Raw genomic sequence first — 24,213 nt, forward strand, 5'->3', positions numbered from 1 at the left:
GAAAAGAATATGGACCAAAAAGACGAAAACTCAGAAACCAACGAATTCGATAATACAATCATTGAAGTACCTGCAAGTAAAAACAATAATACGCGTACATCATTAGAAGGTCGCCAATTTGGATGCTACAAAATTTTAACAGAAATCGGTAGAGGTGGCATGGGAGCAGTATACAAAGCTCATGATCCACAATTAGATCGAACTGTAGCTCTCAAAGTTTCATTACAAGAAAACGACGAACGTTTCTCACGTGAAGCAACAACTATGGCAAAACTAACGCACCCAAATATCATTAACATTTATGGCTTAGGTACCGAAGATGAACGTCCATATTTTATTATGGAGTATATTGAAGGTATTTCGCTACGGCAATTTCTAGAAAGATATTCGCCATCTTATAAGCAAATTAGTGAATGGATGGTTGCCATTAGTGGCGCTGTCCACTATGCCCATCAACAAGGTGTTATTCATCGCGACCTGAAACCATCGAACATAATGCTGGCAAACGACAAAGATCCCAAAGTAATGGATTTTGGCTTAGCTAAAGACATTACTGAACAAAAACAACTTTCGCAATCGGGTACGATTATTGGTTCTTTATTTTATATGGCTCCAGAGCAAGCTCGCGGGGATATACACAACACCGATGCCCAAACGGATGTTTACATGTTAGGCGCTATTTTATATGAAACACTTGCTCATAAACCACCTTTTGAAGGTAGCCACATAGAACTTTTATACAAAATCCTTCATGAAGAACCAATTCCTCCTAAAGATCTTGTCGCCAACGTTCCTATTGAGCTTGAGGGAATATGCCTAAAAGCAATGGCGAAAAATAAGAGTAAACGTTACTCTTCAGCTGATGAAATGGTTACCGACCTAGAAAATTTTCTTAACCATCAAAAAATAACAGCACGACCTCTAGGTAAAGTAGGGCGTAGTATTCGCAAATTTAGACGTAATACTTTAGCTCCTTGGTTCCTAATCGTTTTACTCGCCAATGCGATTATTCTTTATATGTATCTATTTCAAACTCCTAAATCACTTATCCGCGAAATACAGATAGAAGCCTTAGACCACAACAAGAACAACAAGCAAGTTTTCAGCGACAATGATACTATTCAACTTGCCATTTCTTGGACCACAAAAAGCGTTGGACACTACACACATATAGAGGTGTATGGTAAAGATATAAAGTTGTGCAGTAGCGAACAAAAAAATATAGCGGGAGAAAATAAAATATATGTTCCTATTACTCTTAACGATGAGATAAGTGAGGAAACGACTGTATCTGTCATCTTCGATTTAGGAAATACACTTATTAAACGCGATATTTCCTTGAAGTTAAATTTTTCTGAAATGAGTGCTTTTCGCGTTGATGCTAAACGCACAGGTTTTTCCAACGAACCAGGTATAGACACTTTGAATGGCATTTTATGGAAAAGAAAAGTCAATTACTCTGTGAATAAAATGCAATCATCATCTCCTATTGTATATGGAGACAACGTTTATGTTGTCGGCAAAAACTTTTCCATTAATTCTCAAGTGTTATATTCCTTAGATAAATTTACCGGCAAAGAAAATTGGCGCCACAATGCTGTGATAAAACAAGTAATTGGATCAAATATACAAGGATCTCCAACAATTACTTCTCGCTACGTTACCGTTTCTCTAAACAACGATTTGTATTGCCTTGAAAAAAAAACCGGCGATCTTCGTTGGCGTCTTATCGAAGTCATGACTCCCGAAGAAAAGCAGCGCTTTCCCGCTATTGGCATAAGAACAAATACTTCGCCAGTTGTACATAAAAATAAAATTTATATTGGCGGCGACAACATCCACAGTTTTGTCAACTCAAAAACAGGAAAACCGACATGGAAAAAAAATAAATTCCATTGGTCAAGTCATATTCAAGACAGTGGTTCAGATAGTCTAGCAATGGATGAGGAAAACCTTTACTATTACCAAGGATTTAACAATTACATTCCACAAAAACATGATTTTATTGGCGCAAGAAAACGCAGTAACGGTAAAGAAATATGGCGATACCGCGTCCCTACTCGTTCATTTTCTCCTACAATACCTGCAGTAGGTAACAACAACATTTACTCATTAGTAGGTAATACCTTGTATTGTCTTGAAAAAGAAAACGGCACTCTTATTTGGAAATTTACTCCAGAAACAAGACAATTTATCTGTGACATACCCGCAAAATACAGCGAAGATTTGAATACTGGTAAAATAAATAAACCCCTTGAGCGCGAACTAGCAAGGCACTTCCGTGCTTATTATCTACGCGACATAAAAACAATCGAGCCTAACAAAATATGGACAGGGGTGATGTTTAACAATCGTCTAGTGTACACTTTTGAAGCGAGTGGTGACATTATTAAAATTTGGGGACAGCACGTAAGTGTTTCTTGTCCTGCAATCACAAAAGATAGCGTATACTTCACAAGCCGCGACCAATTTGTATATGCTGTTGATCGCAGTAGCGGAAAAATACGCTGGAAGTACAAAACCGGTGGCCCAATATACGCTTCTCCAACTGTCGCACGTAAGACCCTCTACATCGGAAGTGATGACAACACTCTTTATGCACTAGACTGTAAAACAGGTCAAGTAAAGTGGAAGTATGAAATAGAAGCCGCCATAAGATCATCAGTATCGGTTTCAGAAGGGAAAGTCTATTTTATGAGCACTTATGGTATTCTTTATGCTCTACATTGATCAAAGAGCATATCTACATCCGAAGTAAGGAAAAATATGATATTATTCCACGGAACACTAGAACAAAACATCAAGAGCATTAAAAAAAATGGCTTGTTTACTCAAACTTTAGATCAATGGATTATAGAAGTAACAAATGCAAAAGTTTGTTGCGTAAGCAATCAACCTACTTCTGGAGAAGGTGGAAATGCTTCATTTTTTGCTTATGGAAATGCTCAAACAAAAAATCAAAATGGTTATTTGGTTGTTGTAGACTTAGATCAAGAGGTTTTCAAACAAAAACTCGTTACGGTTTTTGATAACAAAATACTCGATGATTATGTCCGATATCATTTCTTTATTCGTGAAGAATTCCGCGCTATCGGTTATAAACTATATAAGGCCATCAATAACTATCGTAGTAAAGACAACTCACTTAAACGACTTGATAATTATCTAAGTAGTGCAAGGGGTAAAATACTATACGAAGAAGACCAAAAAAAATACTACCGCAAACTTTATAGCGAAGACAGAAAAAATTTTCAAATCTTAGATATAACAATAAGTGATGAATTTTACGATTTTATACAAGCCATAGGAAAATGGCAACCATTCTACCGTTTTTTAGAATTGCATTTTGGAACCTTAGAAGAAAATCTATATAACAACTTTCAAGCAAAAAATGCACACTTAAAAAATAAAGTGTTTTGGGAAAAATACTACACTCATTTTCCCATAAAAACCGTAGAAGCAAAAGAAAAGTACTTTGAACATTGGTTTTCTTCGCAGTGGCTATCTTTAAGACAACAACAACAATTAACTGAAAATTGTCAAATTTTAGTAAAGGATATTGAGCCCTTGTATATAAAAGGCTTTATACACATCACTACTCCTTCTGGATTTGCAGGAAAATTTCGTTCTTGTCGTTCAAAATCTGGTTTTGCAAAAGAAGTATGGAAACAGGTACATCGTTTAAAGGAATAAAATATGAACTATGATTTTCACCAAGTTCTTTCAGGATACATGGAAGTGGCAGTAGGAGTTGCAATTGCTGTAGCGATATTAGTATTAACACGTACTCACGAAAAACGCAATATACGCTCACGAAGATTACTCGACATTCACTCAGGTATAGCAAAAGCGTATCATTTAATTTGCGATGCACGTTGGATTTGTCGCCCACGTCCAACAAATATAGACGCTTACTTTCAATTGCTTGTGGCTATTGGAGGCCAAAGAGGTATTTTTATCGATGCTCTCAATGAAATAAAAAGCGCATCTTTATTGAGCAAAGAAGACACAGAAATAGCAAACGAAACACTTTGTTCTATCGACGAATATTTATTAGAATTATTAGAGGAGTCAACAGACTTTGACGAAAAAACTGGCTTGCCAATACCCAAAGGCGATGAGCTAGGTGGGTTGTTTGAAGATAAAACGCATTTTCCTCTTTACCGAGATTTTGTTTCTGTATGGTCTACTTTGGCAAAATCAGAAAAAGGTTGTATGGCAAATAATCGCTTCAGAAAACCATACAAAAAGTTAACCAATTTACTTGAAAAATATCTCCAAGAATAGGTTAAACAAACGCATGTATAACGCCAAAAAGCGTTATACATGTAGCAATAAAATTACTGTACCTTACGTACAGAAATAATTTTTATCTCTTCGTTAGGTTTACTTGCAGTTGCTGGCGCCTTAGCAATAGCATCAACAACATCCATTCCTTTAAGAACTTTACCAAAAACAGTGTGCTTTCCTGTTAACCATGGAGTATCAATTACATTGATAAAAAATTGAGATCCGTTGGTTCCTGGCCCTGAATTAGCCATCGCTAAAACGCCGCGTTTAGGCTCATGAGACTTAAGCGAATTATTGTATATGTATCCCTGATTAGCAAAACAATCTGCCAGAGTCATTTTTCCAACAGCTGCTTGAACTTCTGCCGAGCGCTTTTGTAAACCGGCCTGAATTTTTTGTTGTACAGCTTTTTGAGCTTCTGGTGTGCGCTTTTGCAAATCCTCTTCGGATACTATTTCCATTTTTATAAGAAGGGGCATAAGTATCATTTGATAGAATTGTTGTTGAGAACGAATTCCGGTGCTTTGGTGTGGGCGACCTCCTTGAAATGCAAGAACTTTGTCCAAACCTAACGACGTTGCACTCATTTCATCTTCAAATTTATACCCTGGATCACCAGTCCCTGTTCCTAGAGGACATCCACCTTGAATCATAAATTGAGGAATAACACGGTGAAAAATAAGCCCATCATAATAATTTCGCGTAACTTTTTCTTGGGTCTTAGCATCAGTAAATTCTTTTTTACCTTCTGCAAGATCTAGAAAATTTTGTACTGTTTTTGGAGCTTCCTTAGCGAAAAGCTCTATGTATATATCTCCCTTGCTGGTTTTCATAATCACCACAGGATCATCGGCATACTCTTTTTCAAGTTCCTGGGCAAAAACAACAGCAGAAATAGATAATAATGCTATAAATAAAAATTTCATCAAATTCTCCTAGGTTGAACATCTATAATTAGCACATATTTTACAATTAACTTTTATTTTTTTATGCTCTGTAATTATGTACTCTCATTTTGAGAAAGGCATAATTTTTTTTTAAAAAGATCAGTATAAAAATTAAGTTAAAGTTAAAGGTACAGATTATAGCAGATGTTTTTTATAAAAGACAAAAATTAATGTTTATTTGTTCATAGCTGTCCTGCAAAATTTAGTGCACTTACTTGAGCGACTCACTTAAATATTGTCGCCGCCACTTCTCATGTTCTTTTTCGCTGTAAGGCAAAAAGTAAAAAATAATCGCTGACAATAATAAAAAACAACCAACCCCAGGTCCAAACATATACGCAATGTAGCTAGCTATTTGCATAGTTTGCGCTTCATTAGGAATAAAGCCAATATGTTCAAGCCACAGTCCGCAAAGAGCGATAGCCACCGCTCGCGAAACTTTAGAGCCCATGCGCCAGACGCCAAAATAAAGACCTTCTTGGCGTCTTCCTGTTTGGGCCGCATCGTAATCAACAGTATCGGCAACAATCGCATCAAGTAACGCTGTAGCTCCTACCATAATTCCACCTAAAACAGCGGCACACAATGGAAAAAACATATTATTTTTTGGAAAAAATGGATAGCTAAATGTTGTCATAATTGCCAGAGACAGAATACCTCCGAAGGCAGGCCACTTTTTCCCATATTTTTGCGAAATTTTTACCCAAAACACAATAGAAAGACAAACAACAAGAATAAAAACCCCTATTATTACTTGGGTTTTTTGCTCTGACAACTGCAAGTAATATTTATAATAGTACATAGCAAAAGTAGAATTTATAGCCAAACCAATTGTTGCAATAACATAAGAAATAAGTAAATACAAAAAGACTGTATTTTTTGTTGTCTGTGGTATTCCCGAGAATAACTTAGTGGTTTGCGTTTTATCAACAGGCGCATTATCGTATTTATTTGTTGAAAACACAGTAACAACAGAAGACAAAAATACAACTACTGAGATAAAATAACCATTAGGAAGAGCTGCTGCTAGTAGCGCACCAATGTTAGCAAATAGAAAACGCCAACCGTATAGCTCGGTGCGCTCGTCACTATCTTCACTCAGTTCTCCTCCTAATGCAGCGTGAGGGATAGATAAAATTGTCATACTAGTGTTGAGTATAATATAACTAACAAGTAGATAAGAAAATTTTTGCCACTGCGAATCAAGCTGCGGTGGATTCATAATCACTAAAATAGATAGCGCAAGAAAAATACCACCACAAAAAATAAATGGTGTTCTTTTTCCTAATTTTGTAGTCGTGCGATCAGAGATAACACCAATAACAGGGTCAGTAATTGCGTCCCATATAACAGCAAGTGCTACCGCGTATCCTGCGTACCCCGCATTTAAACCAATCGTATCGGTATAAAAAATGAGTAAATACAAACGCATAACCATTTCAACGCCAATAATACCTAGTTCTGCAGTCCCATACCCTATTTTCGTACGTAATTTCATTGTATCCCTAACACTTCATTTCTAAGCTTTTAACTGGGCGCATAACACGCCCTTGTATTTATTTTTTACTAAGTACAGCACTTTGCTTTTCTCTAACCTCGTAGCTACTCACGATAGGAATTTGGCCTTGTCCACCAGAGTTTTGATAGGGAGATGCATTTGAAATAGTTGTATCAAAAAGTAACTGATTACCTTGTAATTTATAGGTTGTTAATAAATAACCAAATTGTGCACCGAAATGCGTATGCAACGTATCATTCACTAAAAAACTAGAAAGCATAATAGAGTTTTTTTCATCTATTGTGTACAATCCGCGGCGGCGATCTATAATAACAAGCTCATAATTACGCACTTGACTATCATAAATAATTTTCCATCCCCAACGATTTGGATCGTTGGTCTTTTCGATACGCAATTCCATTTGGATATTGCCAATCACACCATTTGCAGTATGCCTTACCAACGTTCCTTTGTAAACCCCAGCCCAGTCTTCGGGGAACGAGAGTTTCTTTTTAGTAAAAACATCACTCATAGTCAATTGTGGCCATTTTTTCTTAATACCTGTAAAATCTCCTATGTAATAGTCTCCAGGAGACTTTACATTTTTGCATTTAAGAACCGCAAAATTTAGTATAACAAGACCAAACTCAGCATTAACATTTCCTTTAATTGTGTATGTCTTGCCTTTTTCCACTTCCATAGGAAGTTTCGGTCCATAAGACAAACGAATTTCAATTTCTCCGGTTATTTGCGAAGTAAAACTTTCTAAGAAAAAGCCTGCTGGAGCTTTCACAGATACGCTAGCAATACGAATCTCCGGAAAATCAGGATCGATGTTCAAATCAACACGATGGGTCTCTGACTCAGCAGCAATGCAAGTGATTGCTAATAATAAAACAATATATTTTTTCATACGAAATACGCGAAAATACTCTCGCTCCCCTTTCAGTTTTAGTTTTTGATAACTAATACGTATAACACATCTTAATGATAAAATCTATTCTACCTAAAACAATTGAAAAAGTCACCTGTCTTTAGTTAAGCAATTTTTGCGTAAACAGCACAAATCATTTAATAATAATGAGAAGAAACGAGTGGCAAAAGTGAACAATAACACATTAGTCCCAATAGAAAAGCAAATACAACTATAATCACAAGTCCTATACCGTCAAACGCTTTGCTTGATAAGCGATCACAGTAATAACGTTGCGTTACAAATATAGCAAACAAAAAAATAACGTACACTCCAAAATAATAGAAAACTCTTACATAAACAAGACAGATTTCACAAGAACGTTCTTTCAAAAGTGCAATAAATTCATCCCAAACCCAAAATGTGTTGTACAATCCAAAAAAAGCAGTATTTTCTAGCAAAAATAAAAACCAAAAGCAAAGTAAAAGCCTTCGTTTACGATACTTATTTTCTTTTTTCATAGTATCAATCTCCGCATTGAAGTGAGCAACAAGACTCGCATGCAATATGAAAATTATCATCAACAAATATAAGTGGATAATACATCATAACAGCAGAGTAATTCTTAACACGTCATTGTCAAGTAGGCTCCGGCATAAAAAAATACTGTCCTGCGAAGCCATAAACCTCTGACTGTTCTATTGCAAAGTACAGAATAATTACCAGTTCCAATAATATAATCATCAGAAGATCCACAAATCATCATACTTTCTGCTTTTTTTATAAATTCCTATCTGACAAATAACTAGGCATTTATAAGGTTCAAAGTATTTAAAATATAAATTTTCCATTAATATAAGCGCATACTGAGCAATAAATTATGCAGGGAGTACATAATTCAACAATTAAAATCCAGTAACTCCACTTTGGACAATTACGAAATTGTAAAAGAATAATTAATAAGAATGCAATACACTCGTAAACAATTACCATCCAAAAATGAGATTCAAGAAGATCAATAAGTGCCATGTTGTTAATAGTTTTGCTGTTCATATAAAAAAACTGCCTATCACATATTTCCATCTTAAATAACGCTATATGATGAGCGAACCAACAAAAGACAAAAAATAAAAACAAACAAACATGAATCGCCCCATAATGATTAACAATCTTAAGAATTTTTCTAACTTTCATTTCTTTATTCCTAATAATAATTATAAGAAACGAGCGGCAACAATACACAATAACACATTAGCCCCAGTAAAATAAAAGCCTTCCTTTGCGATACTTATCTTCTTTTTTCATAGTATCAATTTCCGCGTTGAAGTGAGTAACTAGGCTCGCATGCAATATGAAAATCATCATCAATAAATATAAGTGGATAATACATCATAACCACAGAGTAATTATTAACACGCCATTGCCAAGTAGGTTCTGGAATAAAAAAATACTGTCCTGTAAAGCCATAAACTTCTGATTGTTGTATTGCAATGCGCGACCAGATACAATAACTACCTATATAGAGAATAATTACCAGTGCCAAGAATTTGTTTTTGAACATAAAATAACTCCAATTATTTGACTTTAAGACTTACAAAAAGATGATGATGTCTTTTGTAATATGGCACAAAAAACTCATACTTAAATACACCTTAAGTACTCTTATGTTCAAATAAATCGAAAATTTTATAAGGAATAATACATGAAATGGATATATATCTTTATAGTGTGTAGTTTTTGTTATACACAAACAGATACCGAGATATATTTATTTGATTTGCAAAAAGTGGAAATTGTACACCGTTTATCAGATGGTACGCATCAAATAGAAAATTCGTACATTTTAGAAAATGGCAAAAACATAACCAATCGTAACGGCTATGATAATCAACCGTATTTTTCTTTAGATAGTAAACATGTTTATTACAGCTCTATTCGCGGAGAGAAAAACTCAGATATATATCGTTATTCTTTAGTAAATAATAGTACTCAACAAATAACAACAAGCGAAGAAGCAGAATACTCGCCAACAATTTTAAATGATAAAAATGATTTTTCGGTGGTACGCGTTGAAAATGATAAAAAACAGCGTATGTGGAAATTTTCGGAAGGAAAAGCGCAAGTTGTTGCGGAACAAATAGATCAAATTGGTTATCATTGTTGGTTAGATAACACAACAATAGCAGTATTTCGCATTGAAAAAACAATGAATCTAAAATTGATTGATGTTAAAGATGGTAAGATGCAACACGCAACTAACAACATCGGCAGAGCATTGTTTCTCAACCCCAACGACAACAAATTGTTGTTTGTTAATAAAGAAAACGAAAAACAATTTACTATTTGTAAATTACTTAACTATAAGGAAAAAATTTCAATAGAGAAAATAACTGATGTCGTAGGAAAAGGAGAAGATTTTGCGTGTACGATAACAGGCAAAATTATTATGGCTAGTGGTAACAAGGTATATATACGACAACAACATAAGTGGAGTTTAATTTTTGATGGTAAAAATGAGTTCCAAGGTACATTCAATCGTATAGCAATTAGTCCTGACAATACAAAAATATGCATCGTTTTTGAAAAAAATATTCCCAAGGAAACAAATTAAATATCAATAGCGTAGTTTAATATTTATAATGGACAAAAAAAGCGTACTCTTCCGGGAAAGAGTACGCTTTTTTTGCAACTTCTAATTTTACAAACAACTATTCATTTTCTGATGGCAATTCTTCAGTAGAATCATCATCATTTTCCTCTTCGTCCTCATCGTTTTCAAGTGCATCTAATGAGTATGGACTAAAGAGCGAAAATGAGACATCTCCGCCAAACATATCATCAACAGATGTTAGATCACCATTGAAGAAGTTACTATTGAGTGCTGGAGAATATGTCATCGTAGTACTACGCTCTTCAAATATCCCTTCCATTGCTGAATTCGAAGAAGAAATTCTAATTTGATGTTGAAACCCAAGAAGATCAGCTTCCTGGAACTGAACAACCCAGTTACCACCAGAAGGAACTATCAATGATTTAAATGCAACAAGTCGTCCAGCAGTATCGTAAAGATGAACAACTTGCGTTGAACCAGGTGTTGCTGAACCGGCGTATATCGGAGCAATAGAGAGTAATGGTCTTACACCCTCTCCATCGGAAGTACTATTTCTAAAGATTAGTAAACTCTCTGAGTTAAACTGCTCTCCTGCCAAAACTTCAAATCGATCAAAACCATCAAAAGCCCCAAATACAAGATTAATAGGGTTAGTTGCCGTATCTACATTGCTATTTACCACAAATGAGCCAGGATTCGCAACAACTCTTGTTCTAATCACAGGATCATTTTCCACTTCTTGGACGTTATCAACAGTTAATTCAAAACTTAGTTCAACATCGTTAACAATCCCGTCGAATATCTCTACTCCAGAAATATCAACATCTCCAAGATCGACAACTAACTGTTGTGCATCTGCGTCAAAATTAACACTAACAGGCTCGATAAGCGTGCCATCATTGAGATTCACTACTACGCTATCAGGATCTGCTGTGGTTCCATCAGGAACAGTATAAGTAACCACAACGTTTTGTGTGATGGCCTCAATCAAATCAATGTCACTTGTTACTGTAAATGTATCACCGTCTTCTAAAAAGCCTAAATTGTCAGGAATAAAAGTACGAATCTCCACTTTGGCTTCCGCAACAATTAAATTAGTGTCATCCTGAACAGTTTGCGTTAATTCTTCTACACCAGCCGCAGGATCACCATCTACCGATTCAAAAACGACTTCTGCGTCTGTAGTACCTAAATCTTGAAGAGGAAGAATACCATCGTCAGCTATCATGTCGTATTCAATCACAATTTCATCTTCTAATTCTAGTAAATCAAGGCCAAGAGCCTCCAAGTCAACAACTAACTCTCCTGTTTGCGAGTCAAAAGTGAAATTGTTATTCACTGGAATATCAGTAGTTACCTCATTATTTATTAATGTAACAACAACAGAGTCTTCAATAAACGTTAGCCCGTCATTAATAGGTAGTGTATCTCTAAAAGTTAAATCAAAACCGTCAGCAGTACTTGCATTTGCGTGATCCACCGTGTTGCGAATGCGAAGAGTATCACCTGCATCAATATTAACAAGATCAAAAACATCTCCATCTTCATCCACACCAAATAGTTCTTGCACAAGTTCGATAATTGGTTCTGCGACAACAAAGTTTACATTTTCAGCTGTTATTGGTGCGTCTGTTGTATCTGTATCAACTGTTGCTCCCTCTAGAGCGAGAACATCATTATTTGCATTTTCGACATTGTCATTTTCAAGAACTAGGTTGTATTCTATAACTAAATCAACCGCATTTTCATTGAAATTGTCTTCTCCAACAATTACTAACTGATTAAACACAATCTCCAAATCGCCATCATCATTAACAGAGATATTGTCAGGAACAATTTCATTTCCATCTTTATCTACAACACTGATACCGTTAGCAATATCCTCTAACAGAACTCCATCAGGCAATGGCTGCGCAATTACAAGATTGTTATGTGTACCTTCAACAAGCCCAACCTCTGTTGTAACTGGTATTGGCTCTCCAATAACAAAAACACCATCATCACCAATAACCGTCTCTATTGTGATTTCATCACCAACCGCAACCGCACTATCATCTTCTGCACTGCGATCACCATCATGAGTAACCGAAGCATCTGTATTCAGTAGATCATTCGGCTCAACTTCATCAAGTATAGTCAAGTCATATTCAACTATTATTTGATCACCTAACTCCAACAAATTAAGTCCATTATCTACAAGAATTTGTCCCAAATCAATTTCGATAGTGCCATCTCCATCTGGATCTACGTCATTTGCAGAAAGTGTAACATCTATTGTTCCACCATTTCCATCTGGTATAATAACAACAACAGTATTATTTGCATCAGTAAACTCCGTATCATCAGGCAATGTATCCTCAAAAATCTGTGGAATACTATCTCCTTGACTATCAGCTGCGTGATCAATCGTATTTTGAATAGTTATTGTATCCCCAGCATCAATATCAATAAATTGATTACCATCGGTATCAACAACAACATCATCATTTGCATCTAATATTACTTGATCTAGTTGTAGCACTGGTATTCCCAATACTATTGGATCGACATCTTGTACTGCATCTATCGCTGCATCATTTGCATCGTCAAATGTGGCATCTGTTGTTACATCAAAATCAGGATCATCGATATCATCGATATTATCTAATGTAGCTTGGTAATTAATCGCTACCTCATCGTTTGCACTAAATCCTTCTTCTGCTATTACCACACTACCATCATCAAACACAAACTCCAGCTCACCAGTATTTGCATCGAAATTCACGGTAAAGTTTGCCGCGTTGCCATTACCATCTTCTATGCCGCTGATAGTAAAATCTGCCGCACTTACTGCACCGTCGCCATCTACATCTACTGGTATTAGTCCTACAGGCAACACTTGTGTTACTGTAAAACCGTTAACTGTCGCTTCAGTCATATCTATCAATGTGTCAATTGTTATTGTGTCGCCAACATTTACGACTCCTAGTGCATTACCGTCTCCGTCAGTCAGATTTGTGGTTATCACTAATCTGTCTGCTACTGTTACTGCGTTTGCATCTTGTGCATCTCTCGTGCTGTCATGTGTTACTTCTGCATTTGTCAGTAAGTCATCCGCTACTTGCACAGTGTCTTGTACTGACACATCGTAGGTCACAATCACTTGTTCGCCTTGCTCTAGCACACTTCTATTTAGCTCTGCTGCAAGGTCGATATCGATGTCACCGTTTGCGTCTATCGCATCCGCTGCCGCTAGCGTTACTGTTTCGACCACATCGCCATTCACATCTAGTAACTCAATCGTCACATTGTTCACCACTACCAAATCATTGTTTGGCAGATCGTCAGTGAAGTTCTCTAGTATTGCTGCTCCAACACTATTATTTTCGTGACTCACTGTGTTCACTATTGTCAGTGTGTCGCCTGCATCTATTTGTTGATTGTTGTCAATCACACCGTCGTTATCTGCCACTAAGTCGCCATTCGCATCGTTCACCACTTGGTCTACCGCTAGTACTGGTACACTCACTACTATGTTGTCACTGTCGTCGTCTTCTAGTGGTGCGTCATTGTTGTCGTCTTGAGTGATCGTTGTCTCTACTGTTTCATTTGGATCAACTATCGCGTCAGCATTGTCTAGCGTCGCATTATATGCTATTGTCGCTTCGTTGTTTGGACTAAATCCATCTTCGCCTGCGAATACCACATCATTTAAGAATGTAAATGTTAGCGTTCCATCCGCTGCGTTAAATGTTATCGCTACATTTGCTGCATCATCTGCTGCTATTGCATTTCCATTCGTATCTAGTATGCCGTTGATCACAAACTCATTTGCATCTACCAAGTTACCATCCGCATCGAATCCATCTGGAATGAGTCCCTCTGGTAGTACTTGAGTTATCACTAAGTTCGAAGCCGTTCCTTCTGTTGCATTGATCACATTGTTTATCGCTACTGAGTCACCTACATTTAGTGGGTCTGACTCTGGAGTTAGCGTTGTCTCTATTTCTAGTAGAGGTGATACTGTCACATCGTTTGTGTCATCCAGAGCTACACCGTCCGCGGTCACTGCCGCATTCGTTCCTAGCACTTGATTCGCTTGTACCACATCTTGCACTAACACATCGTATTCTACTGTCAGTGTCTCGCCGTTACCTAGTTCGCTAATACCGTTTGCTTCCAGCACTGTGTCTAGGTCGATTGAGATGTCTGCGCCACTTACTGCATCCGCCGCAGCTACTATTATTACTTGATCATTGCCATCTACGTCTGTTACTGTCAGTGTTATGTCACCTACTAACTCAGTTCCTACTGCGATTTCGTTAGTAAATGTCTCTAGGTTTGATGCTCCTAGCGATGCTGCGTTGTGACTTATCGTGCTTTGCACTGTTAGTGTGTCGCCCGCATCCACTTCTTCGCCCGCTTCTTGTGCATCTGCACCATTGTCATTTACTATTACAGTATCACCTAGCAAGATCACTTCATCTAGCTCTACTTGTGGTAGTAAGATGTCTATCGGATCTATGTCTTGGTTCGCATCGATTACTGTGCCGTCCGCATCAGTGTAAGTCGCGTCAGTTGTTACATCGAAGCTAAATACATTGTCGCCACCGTCGTTGCCTATTAGGTCTGACACATCTTCTACTATTGTATCGTAAGTGATAGTTATCTCATCGTTCGCTGCAAACCCTTCTTCGCCAGCCACTACATGGTTGCCGTTGAAAGTGAATGTCACTGTATTGTTATCTGCGTCGAACACTGCGGTTACGTTTGGTGCGTTTTGGCCTTCTTCGACTATGCCGTTGATCACTGCATTGTCAAGGTCTGGTGTTACGCCCTCTGGCAACACTTGTGTTATCACTAGATCTGGGTAGGTTCCCTCAGTTGCGTTCACATCCAAGTTCACTCGTATCGTATCACCTAGCTCCGCTTCCGTAATCGGTTGATCATTTTCATCGGTCAGCGTTGTCACTGGCTCAATCACTGATGGTACTGTTATCGCGTTTGCGTCTTGTGCACTTCTAGTGCTATCGTGTGTTACTTCCGCGCTTGTCAGTAAGTCATCCGCTACTTGCACAGTGTCTTGTACTGACACATCGTAGGTCACAATCACTTGTTCGCCTTGCTCTAGCACACTTCTATTTAGCTCTGCTGCAAGGTCGATATCGATGTCACCGTTTGCGTCTATCGCATCCGCTGCCGCTAGCGTTACTGTTTCGACCACATCGCCATTCACATCTAGTAACTCAATCGTCACATTGTTCACCACTACCAAATCATTGTTTGGCAGATCGTCAGTGAAGTTCTCTAGTATTGCTGCTCCAACACTATTATTTTCGTGACTCACTGTGTTCACTATTGTCAGTGTGTCGCCTGCATCTATTTGTTGATTGTTGTCAATCACACCGTCGTTATCTGCTACTAAGTCGCCATTCGCATCGTTCACCACTTGGTCTACTGCTAGTACTGGTACACTCAGCACTATGTTGTCACTGTCGTCGTCTTCTAGTGGTGCGTCATTGTTGTCGTCTTGAGTAATCGTTGTTTCTACTGTTTCATTCGGATCGACTATCGCATCCACGTTATCTAGCGTTGCGTTGTATACTATCGTCGCTTCGTCATTTACACTAAAGCCATCTTCTGCTGCAAACACCACATCTTCATCAAATGTAAACGTCAGTGTTCCATCCTCTGCGTTGAATGTTATCGTTACATCTGGCGCGTTGCCTTCCGTGTCTAGTATACCGTTGATCGCAAACTCATTTGCATCCACTAAGTTGCCATTGGCATCGAATCCATCTGGAATCAGTCCTTCTGGTAGCACTTGAGTGATGACTAGGTTCGTCGCTGTTCCTTCGGTTGCGTTAATCACATTGCTTATCTCTACTGAGTCGCCAACATTTAATGGGTCTGACTCTGGAGTTAGCGTTGTTTCTATTTCTAGTAGAGGTGATATTGTCACTTGGTTTGTATCAGCTAAATCTACACCGTCTGCTGCGACTGCCGCGTTTGTGTCTAGTGTTTGATTCGCTTGCACTACATCTTCCACTAACACATCGTACTCTACAGTTAGAGTTTCACCTGTTCCTAGTTGATCTATTCCGTTATCTTGCAACACCGCGTCTAGATCTATCGAAATGTCCGCTCCACTCACTGCATCCGTTGCCAACACTGTTATTTCTTGCTCGTTGCCATTCGCATCGGTTAATGTCAGTGTTATGTCACCTACTATACTTGTTCCTGTCGCTATCTCATTTGTAAATGTCTCTAGGTTTGATGCTCCTCGCGATGCTGCGTTGTGATTTATTGTGCTGCGTACTGTTAGCGTGTCACCCGCATCCACCTCTTCACCCGCTTCTTGTGCATCCGCACCATTGTCATTTACTATTACAGTATCACCTAGCAAGATCACTTCATCTAGCTCTACTTGTGGTAGTAAGATGTCTATCGGATCTATGTCTTGGTTCGCATCGATTACTGTGCCGTCCGCATCAGTGTAAGTCGCGTCAGTTGTTACATCGAAGCTAAATACATTGTCGCCACCGTCGTTGCCTATTAGGTCTGACACATCTTCTACTATTGTATCGTAAGTGATAGTTATCTCATCGTTCGCTGCAAACCCTTCTTCGCCAGCCACTACATGGTTGCCGTTGAAAGTAAATGTCACTGTATTGTTATCTGCGTCGAACACTGCGGTTACGTTTGGTGCGTTTTGGCCTTCTTCGACTATGCCGTTGATCACTACATTGTCAAGGTCTGGTGTTACGCCCTCTGGCAACACTTGTGTGATCACTAAGTCTGGGTAGGTTCCCTCAGTTGCGTTCACATCCACATTCACTCGAATGGTGTCACCGAGCTCTGCTTCTGTTATCAGTTGATCGTTCTCATCGGTTAGCGTTGTCACTGGCTCAATCACTGATGGCACTGTTAGTGCGTTTGCGTCTTGTGCATTTCTTGTGCTGTCGTGTGTTACTTCTGCACTTGTCAGAAGATCATCTGCCACTTGCACTGTGTCTTGTACTGACACATCGTAGGTCACTACCACTTCTTCGCCTTGCTCTAACACACTTCTGTTTAACTCCGCTGCTAGATCAATATCGATGTCACCGTTTGCGTCTATCGCATCCGCCGCTGCCAGCGTTACTGTTTCGACCACGTCGCCATTCACATCTAGTAACTCGATCGTCACATTGTTCACCACTACCAAATCATTGTTTGGTAGGTCGTCGGTGAAGTTTTCTAGTGTTGCTGCACCTACACTGTTGTTCTCATCATGAGTTATGGTGTTGACTATTGTTAGAGTGTCACCTGCGTCTATTTGTTGATTGTTATCAATCACTCCTGCGTTATCAGCGATCACATCGCCGTTAGCGTCTTCCACAACTTGGTCCACTAACAACACTGGCACACTCAGCACTATGTTGTCACTGTCGTCGTCTTCTAGTGGTGCATCATTGTTGTCGTCTTGAGTGATCGTTGTCTCTACTGTTTCATTCGGATCTACTATCGCATCCACGTTATCTAGCGTTGCGTTGTATACTATCGTCGCTTCGTCATTTACACTAAAGCCATCTTCTGCTGCAAACACCACATCTTCATCAAATGTAAACGTCAGTGTTCCATCCTCTGCGTTGAATGTTATCGTTACATCTGGCGCGTTGCCTTCCGTGTCTAGTATACCGTTGATCGCAAACTCATTTGCATCCACTAAGTTGCCATTGGCATCGAATCCATCTGGAATCAGTCCTTCTGGTAGCACTTGAGTGATGACTAGGTTCGTCGCTGTTCCTTCGGTTGCGTTAATCACATTGCTTATCTCTACTGAGTCGCCAACATTTAATGGGTCTGACTCTGGAGTTAGCGTTGTTTCTATTTCTAGTAGAGGTGATATTGTCACTTGGTTTGTATCAGCTAAATCTACACCGTCTGCTGCGACTGCCGCGTTTGTGTCTAGTGTTTGATTCGCTTGCACTACATCTTCCACTAACACATCGTACTCTACAGTTAGAGTTTCACCTGTTCCTAGTTGATCTATTCCGTTATCTTGCAACACCGCGTCTAGATCTATCGAAATGTCCGCTCCACTCACTGCATCCGTTGCCAACACTGTTATTTCTTGCTCGTTGCCATTCGCATCGGTTAATGTCAGTGTTATGTCACCTACTATACTTGTTCCTGTCGCTATCTCATTTGTAAATGTCTCTAGGTTTGATGCTCCTCGCGATGCTGCGTTGTGATTTATTGTGCTGCGTACTGTTAGCGTGTCGCCCGCATCCACCTCTTCACCCGCTTCTTGTGCATCCGCACCATTGTCATTTACTATTACAGTATCGCCTAGCAAGATCACTTCATCTAGCTCTACTTGTGGTAGTAAGATGTCTATCGGATCTAAATCTTGGTCCGCGTTTATCACCGTATCGTCTGCGTCCGTGTAAGTCGCATCAGTTGTTACATCGAAGCTAAATACATTGTCACCGCCATCGTTACCTATTAGGTCTGACACATCTTCAACTACTGTATCGTAAGTGATCATAATTTCATCTGCTCGCTGCAAACCCTTCTTCACCTGCCACCACATGATTACCGTTGAATGTGAATGTCACCGTATCGTTGTCTGCGTCGAACACTGCCGTTACGTTTGGTGCCGCTTGGCCTTCTTCGACTATTCCTTCGATCACTACATTGTCAAGGTCTGGTACCACTCCATCTGGTAATGTTTGTGTGATCACTAAGTCTGGGTAAGTTCCCTCTGTTGCGTTCACATCCACATTCACTCGAATGGTGTCACCGAGCTCTGCTTCTGTTATCAGTTGATCGTTCTCATCGGTTAGCGTTGTCACTGGCTCAATCACTGATGGCACTGTTAGTGCGTTTGCGTCTTGTGCATTTCTTGTGCTGTCGTGTGTTACTTCTGCACTTGTCAGAAGATCATCTGCCACTTGCACTGTGTCTTGTACTGACACATCGTAGGTCACTACCACTTCTTCGCCTTGCTCTAACACACTTCTGTTTAACTCCGCTGCTAGATCAATATCGATGTCACCGTTTGCGTCTATCGCATCCGCCGCTGCCAGCGTTACTGTTTCGACCACGTCACCATTCACATCTAGTAACTCGATCGTCACATTGTTCACCACTACCAAATCATTGTTTGGTAGGTCGTCGGTGAAGTTTTCTAGTGTTGCTGCACCTACACTGTTGTTCTCATCATGAGTTATGGTGTTGACTATTGTTAGAGTGTCACCTGCGTCTATTTGTTGATTGTTATCAATCACTCCTGCGTTATCAGCGATCACATCGCCGTTAGCGTCTTCCACAACTTGGTCCACTAACAACACTGGCACACTCAGCACTATGTTGTCACTGTCGTCGTCTTCTAGTGGTGCATCATTGTTGTCGTCTTGAGTGATCGTTGTCTCTACTGTTTCATTCGGATCTACTATCGCATCCACGTTATCTAGCGTTGCGTTGTATACTATCGTCGCTTCGTCATTTACACTAAAGCCATCTTCTGCTGCAAACACCACATCTTCATCAAATGTAAACGTCAGTGTTCCATCCTCTGCGTTGAATGTTATCGTTACATCTGGCGCGTTGCCTTCCGTGTCTAGTATACCGTTGATCGCAAACTCATTTGCATCCACTAAGTTGCCATTGGCATCGAATCCATCTGGAATCAGTCCTTCTGGTAGCACTTGAGTGATGACTAGGTTCGTCGCTGTTCCTTCGGTTGCGTTAATCACATTGCTTATCTCTACTGAGTCGCCAACATTTAATGGGTCTGACTCTGGAGTTAGCGTTGTTTCTATTTCTAGTAGAGGTGATATTGTCACTTGGTTTGTATCAGCTAAATCTACACCGTCTGCTGCGACTGCCGCGTTTGTGTCTAGTGTTTGATTCGCTTGCACTACATCTTCCACTAACACATCGTACTCTACAGTTAGAGTTTCACCTGTTCCTAGTTGATCTATTCCGTTATCTTGCAACACCGCGTCTAGATCTATCGAAATGTCCGCTCCACTCACTGCATCCGTTGCCAACACTGTTATTTCTTGCTCGTTGCCATTCGCATCGGTTAATGTCAGTGTTATGTCACCTACTATACTTGTTCCTGTCGCTATCTCATTTGTAAATGTCTCTAGGTTTGATGCTCCTCGCGATGCTGCGTTGTGATTTATTGTGCTGCGTACTGTTAGCGTGTCGCCCGCATCCACCTCTTCACCCGCTTCTTGTGCATCCGCACCATTGTCATTTACTATTACAGTATCGCCTAGCAAGATCACTTCATCTAGTTCTACTTGTGGTAGTAAGATGTCTATCGGATCTAAATCTTGGTCCGCGTTTATCACCGTATCGTCTGCGTCCGTGTAAGTCGCGTCAGTTGTTACATCGAAGCTAAATACATTGTCGCCGCCATCGTTACCTATTAGGTCTGACACATCTTCAACTACTGTATCGTAAGTGATAGTAATTTCATCGTTCGCTGCAAACCCTTCTTCGCCTGCCACTACATGGTTGCCGTTGAAAGTGAATGTCACCGTATCGTTATCTGCGTCGAACACTGCCGTTACGTTTGGTGCCGTTTTGGCCTTCTTCGACTATGCCTTCGATCACTACATTGTCAAGGTCTGGTGTTACGCCCTCTGGTAACACTTGTGTGATCACTAAGTCTGGGTAGGTTCCCTCAGTTGCGTTCACATCCACATTCACTCGAATGGTGTCACCGAGCTCTGCTTCTGTTATCAGTTGATCGTTCTCATCGGTTAGCGTTGTCACTGGCTCAATCACTGATGGCACTGTTAGTGCGTTTGCGTCTTGTGCATTTCTTGTGCTGTCGTGTGTTACTTCTGCACTTGTCAGAAGATCATCTGCCACTTGCACTGTGTCTTGTACTGACACATCGTAGGTCACTACCACTTCTTCGCCTTGCTCTAACACACTTCTGTTTAACTCCGCTGCTAGATCAATGTCGATGTCACCGTTTGCGTCTATCGCATCCGCCGCTGCCAGCGTTACTGTTTCGACCACGTCGCCATTCACATCTAGTAACTCGATCGTCACATTGTTCACCACTACCAAATCATTGTTCGGTAGGTCATCGGTGAAATTTTCTAATGATGCTGCACCTATGCTGTTGTTCTCATCATGAGTTATGGTGTTGACTATTGTTAGAGTGTCACCTGCATCTATTTGTTGACTGTTGTCTACGACTCCTTGGTTATCGGCAATTACATTGCCATTCGCGTCTTCAACTATCTGATCTACTAGCAGTACTGGTGCAGCCAATTGTATTGCCACGGGATCAATGTCTTGTACTGCATCTACAGTATTACCATCGTTATCAGTAAATGTTGCGTCTGTGGTGATATCAAAGTTAAAAATGTTGTCATCTACTCCATCGTCATCTACAAGAGTATCAGCATCAACAATAAGGTCGTAGAGAATTTCAACTTCACCATTAGCACTAAAGCCATCTTCACCGCTTATTATACTACCAACCGGAAATGTAAATGTTAGAGCCCCATTATTTTCATTAAAAACTACAACAGGAACAGCAGCATCTCCATCGCTATCAACAATTCCGCTTATAGTAAAGTCATTTGCATTAACAACTCCATCTCCGTTGGTGTCGGGAATTAAACCAACAGGAAGAATTTGAGTTACCACTAAGTCATTATAAGTAGCTTCCGTTGAATCAATGAGTGTCTGAACTTTTATAGTATCTCCGATATTTACAGTTCCTAGAGCGTCACCATTTTCATCGGTTAGTGTTGTAGCGATTTCAAGTTTAGTGCTAACTTCTGTTTGTTCGGTTGCTTGTTCTGGTGCCTTGTTATCATGAATAAGCGTTGCTGTTGTTACTAAATCTTCTTGAACTTCAATAGAGTCATCTATTCTCACATCATACTCGATCACACGAACTTCATCTGCGCCTACTTCACTTACATTCTCGTCAAGTTGGTCAAAGTTTAGAGTAAATTCTGTGCCGTTAAATGTAACCAAATTAGCATCAGCAGGGTCAATAGTAGCGAGGACATTGCCATTACCATCAAGAACTGTAATGTTACCTTCTATAGTAGTGTTATTTGGAATAGTATCGCTAAAACTATCGATAATCGCTACCGCAGTATTTTGAGCATCAGCATGATCAATAGTGTTGCGGATACGAAGAAGGTCACCAGCATCTACTGGATTATTTGCGACATCTGTTGCATCGAATTCTTGGCCACCATTTACTAAGAATAGTTCTTTATCTAATTCTAGGTCTCTATCAACAACTTTAAAAGACGTTTCAGCATTTACATCAACTACGCTTTGCTTGAAGTTTCCGATGAAAGAATCTCTTGGCAATTGATTTTGATTAGATTGGAAAACAAATACAATTTGATCTACTTCTGAAAAAAACAATTCGATATTAACATCAGGGTTAAAATCGATAAAAGCACCGTCTGTACTTTGATAGGTGTTTATATCGAGTTCATTAAGCAAATCACCTTTAAAAACTTGTTCTGGAACAATCTCTTGCCCATTTAGAAAACCGCGAATTTCGATAATTTCAGCATCTCCATTATTGCCAAAACCATCTAAATCGAGAAATGAAGCTTTCAGGTTCTCTAAACCAATGGTATTTCCATTTAGATCTTTAAAATCGAATGTTGCTGTAGCGATACCAAATATTCCATCGCCATTATTATCATTTGCTCTTCCTACTCTAAAATGAACAGTTTCTTGAAATCCAGGATCATTAGAAAAATCAGTAGCAAGTTCAAATACCGTCTCATTGCTATTTGTTGCAATATCAACATCAGCAGTAAAGTTACCATTACTAAAATTGATCTGCGAAGATCCATTTCCTACTACGTTATTAGAAATACTTTCAAAATCGAGAATTTGGTCTGCCTCTAACGTCGCATTGAAAGTGTTTACATCATTAATATCACCACTTACTTCAAAATCGTAGGTAATAGAAATATCCGCGGCATCAGTATTTTGTCCAGCATTATTTTCTATATCGATAAAATCAAGAAACAGAACATCATTACCATTTTCTTGGAGAATTTGTGAGTTTTGTAAAGTTCCAGTTGTTCCATTGTCAAAATCGACATTAAGAGTTGCAAGATCAAGGGTTGCTCCATCAGGGATGACTTGTCGAATCTGTAAACTAACAAAATCACCAGCATTAGGACTAACAATAACATTAATTGTAGAAGTACCTGTATCACCAACTTCGAACTCATTTTGACTTAATTTTGTAGTTAAACTAAAATCTTGAACCGTAATAGTTTCACTTTGAAGAGCACTACGTGCTTCAATGTTACCATCGTTAGCAGTATTATCTTCGAAACCAAAAGAAGAAGCTACATCTAACGTATCGCCAGTGATGAGTCCATTATTTGCGGTAGCAAGTACGGATAAACGAGCAGATTCCCCTGGTGCAAAACTACTGTTGATATCTTTCAGATCAAAAGTAACCAACGTATCTCCCGCTGTTCCATTTATAACTTCGCCCGTAATTGGGTGCGTAGCTTGTCCTGCTGCATCAAAAACAGCAGTTTGTCCTCCTACGTTAGTTCCTTCTAAACTTGCAGAGTCAAATGTTATTTCGGAGTCTAAATGCACATCAACAAAAGGATTTCTGCCAGCTTCTGTTCCTTCGTTTTCTAACGTAATTTCAAATTCTACTTGTTCACCACCAGGTGCAGTTTCTGGAGCTTGCATATCTGCTGCAGGTACAGCATTCCACAAAATGCGTGGCTCTAAATTCTCAATTTTGAGATGCCTTTTCTTTTGCTTTTTTTTATTTCCATTGTGATTTTTCATAGCTCTCACCCTTTAAAATGGTATCAACAAACACTTGTGGTATGTTACTTGTAGAAAGACACGCGCACAGACACAAATATTATTTTTATTATTTCTATTTATTATTTTATTTATAAACTAGATATATGATTTCATTTGTTATTCTATTGAACCC

Annotated in this window: 12 protein-coding genes; 4 read left to right on the top strand and 8 right to left on the bottom strand. The window is 39.1% G+C overall.

Features of this window, described 5'->3' with window-relative positions; translation table 11 throughout:
• Positions 1-9: 9 nt before the first annotated feature.
• Genes UABHE_RS25860 through UABHE_RS25870 form a run of 3 tightly spaced genes read left to right on the top strand, consistent with a single transcriptional unit; the run spans position 10 to position 4,287 of the window.
• Positions 10-2,730, top strand: coding sequence for a protein kinase (locus tag UABHE_RS25860; RefSeq protein ID WP_372366202.1), 2,721 nt, complete (start codon positions 10-12; stop codon positions 2,728-2,730).
• Positions 2,731-2,766: 36 nt separating this feature from the next.
• On the top strand, positions 2,767-3,693 hold the full coding sequence (locus UABHE_RS25865; protein WP_372366203.1) for a hypothetical protein: 927 nt from the start codon (positions 2,767-2,769) through the stop codon (positions 3,691-3,693).
• Positions 3,694-3,696: 3 nt separating this feature from the next.
• Positions 3,697-4,287 (top strand): hypothetical protein, encoded by a 591-nt coding sequence (locus UABHE_RS25870; RefSeq protein WP_372366204.1) that lies wholly within the window; start codon positions 3,697-3,699, stop codon positions 4,285-4,287.
• A 53-nt stretch (positions 4,288-4,340) separates the two neighbouring features.
• On the opposite strand, the gene UABHE_RS25875 is transcribed toward UABHE_RS25870, so the two are convergent.
• From UABHE_RS25875 to UABHE_RS25895, 5 genes are all read right to left on the bottom strand, one after another.
• Positions 4,341-5,216, bottom strand: a complete 876-nt coding sequence (locus UABHE_RS25875) for a peptidylprolyl isomerase (protein WP_372366205.1) — start codon at positions 5,214-5,216, stop codon at positions 4,341-4,343.
• Positions 5,217-5,448: 232 nt separating this feature from the next.
• Entirely contained in the window at positions 5,449-6,735 is a 1,287-nt protein-coding gene (locus UABHE_RS25880; RefSeq protein WP_372366206.1) for an MFS transporter, read from the bottom strand.
• A gap of 58 nt (positions 6,736-6,793) precedes the next feature.
• The gene (locus tag UABHE_RS25885) at positions 6,794-7,648 is read right to left on the bottom strand and encodes a hypothetical protein (RefSeq protein ID WP_372366207.1); all 855 of its coding nucleotides are present in this window, start codon (positions 7,646-7,648) and stop codon (positions 6,794-6,796) included.
• 158 nt (positions 7,649-7,806) lie between these two features.
• Positions 7,807-8,169, bottom strand: a complete 363-nt coding sequence (locus UABHE_RS25890; protein ID WP_372366208.1) for a hypothetical protein — start codon at positions 8,167-8,169, stop codon at positions 7,807-7,809.
• A gap of 788 nt (positions 8,170-8,957) precedes the next feature.
• On the bottom strand, positions 8,958-9,209 hold the full coding sequence (locus tag UABHE_RS25895) for a hypothetical protein (RefSeq protein WP_372366209.1): 252 nt from the start codon (positions 9,207-9,209) through the stop codon (positions 8,958-8,960).
• Positions 9,210-9,350: 141 nt separating this feature from the next.
• Here UABHE_RS25895 and UABHE_RS25900 point away from each other — a divergent pair, with 141 nt between their 5' ends.
• The gene (locus UABHE_RS25900) at positions 9,351-10,259 is read left to right on the top strand and encodes a TolB family protein (RefSeq protein WP_372366210.1); all 909 of its coding nucleotides are present in this window, start codon (positions 9,351-9,353) and stop codon (positions 10,257-10,259) included.
• A gap of 97 nt (positions 10,260-10,356) precedes the next feature.
• Here UABHE_RS25900 and UABHE_RS25905 read toward each other — a convergent pair whose 3' ends face one another.
• From UABHE_RS25905 to UABHE_RS25915, 3 genes are all read right to left on the bottom strand, one after another.
• Complete coding sequence (locus UABHE_RS25905; RefSeq protein ID WP_372366211.1) at positions 10,357-18,792, bottom strand: beta strand repeat-containing protein; 8,436 nt, start codon at positions 18,790-18,792, stop codon at positions 10,357-10,359.
• On the bottom strand, positions 18,776-20,587 hold the full coding sequence (locus UABHE_RS25910; RefSeq protein WP_372366212.1) for a hypothetical protein: 1,812 nt from the start codon (positions 20,585-20,587) through the stop codon (positions 18,776-18,778). The genes UABHE_RS25905 and UABHE_RS25910 overlap by 17 nt, the downstream gene beginning before the upstream one ends.
• A 196-nt stretch (positions 20,588-20,783) precedes the next feature.
• A complete protein-coding gene (locus tag UABHE_RS25915) occupies positions 20,784-24,059 on the bottom strand; it encodes a hypothetical protein (RefSeq protein ID WP_372366213.1) in 3,276 nt (1,091 codons plus the stop codon).
• Positions 24,060-24,213: the final 154 nt, after the last annotated feature.

Source organism: Candidatus Uabimicrobium helgolandensis (assembly GCF_041508025.1).
Taxonomy (GTDB): Bacteria; Planctomycetota; Uabimicrobiia; order Uabimicrobiales; family Uabimicrobiaceae; genus Uabimicrobium; species Uabimicrobium helgolandensis.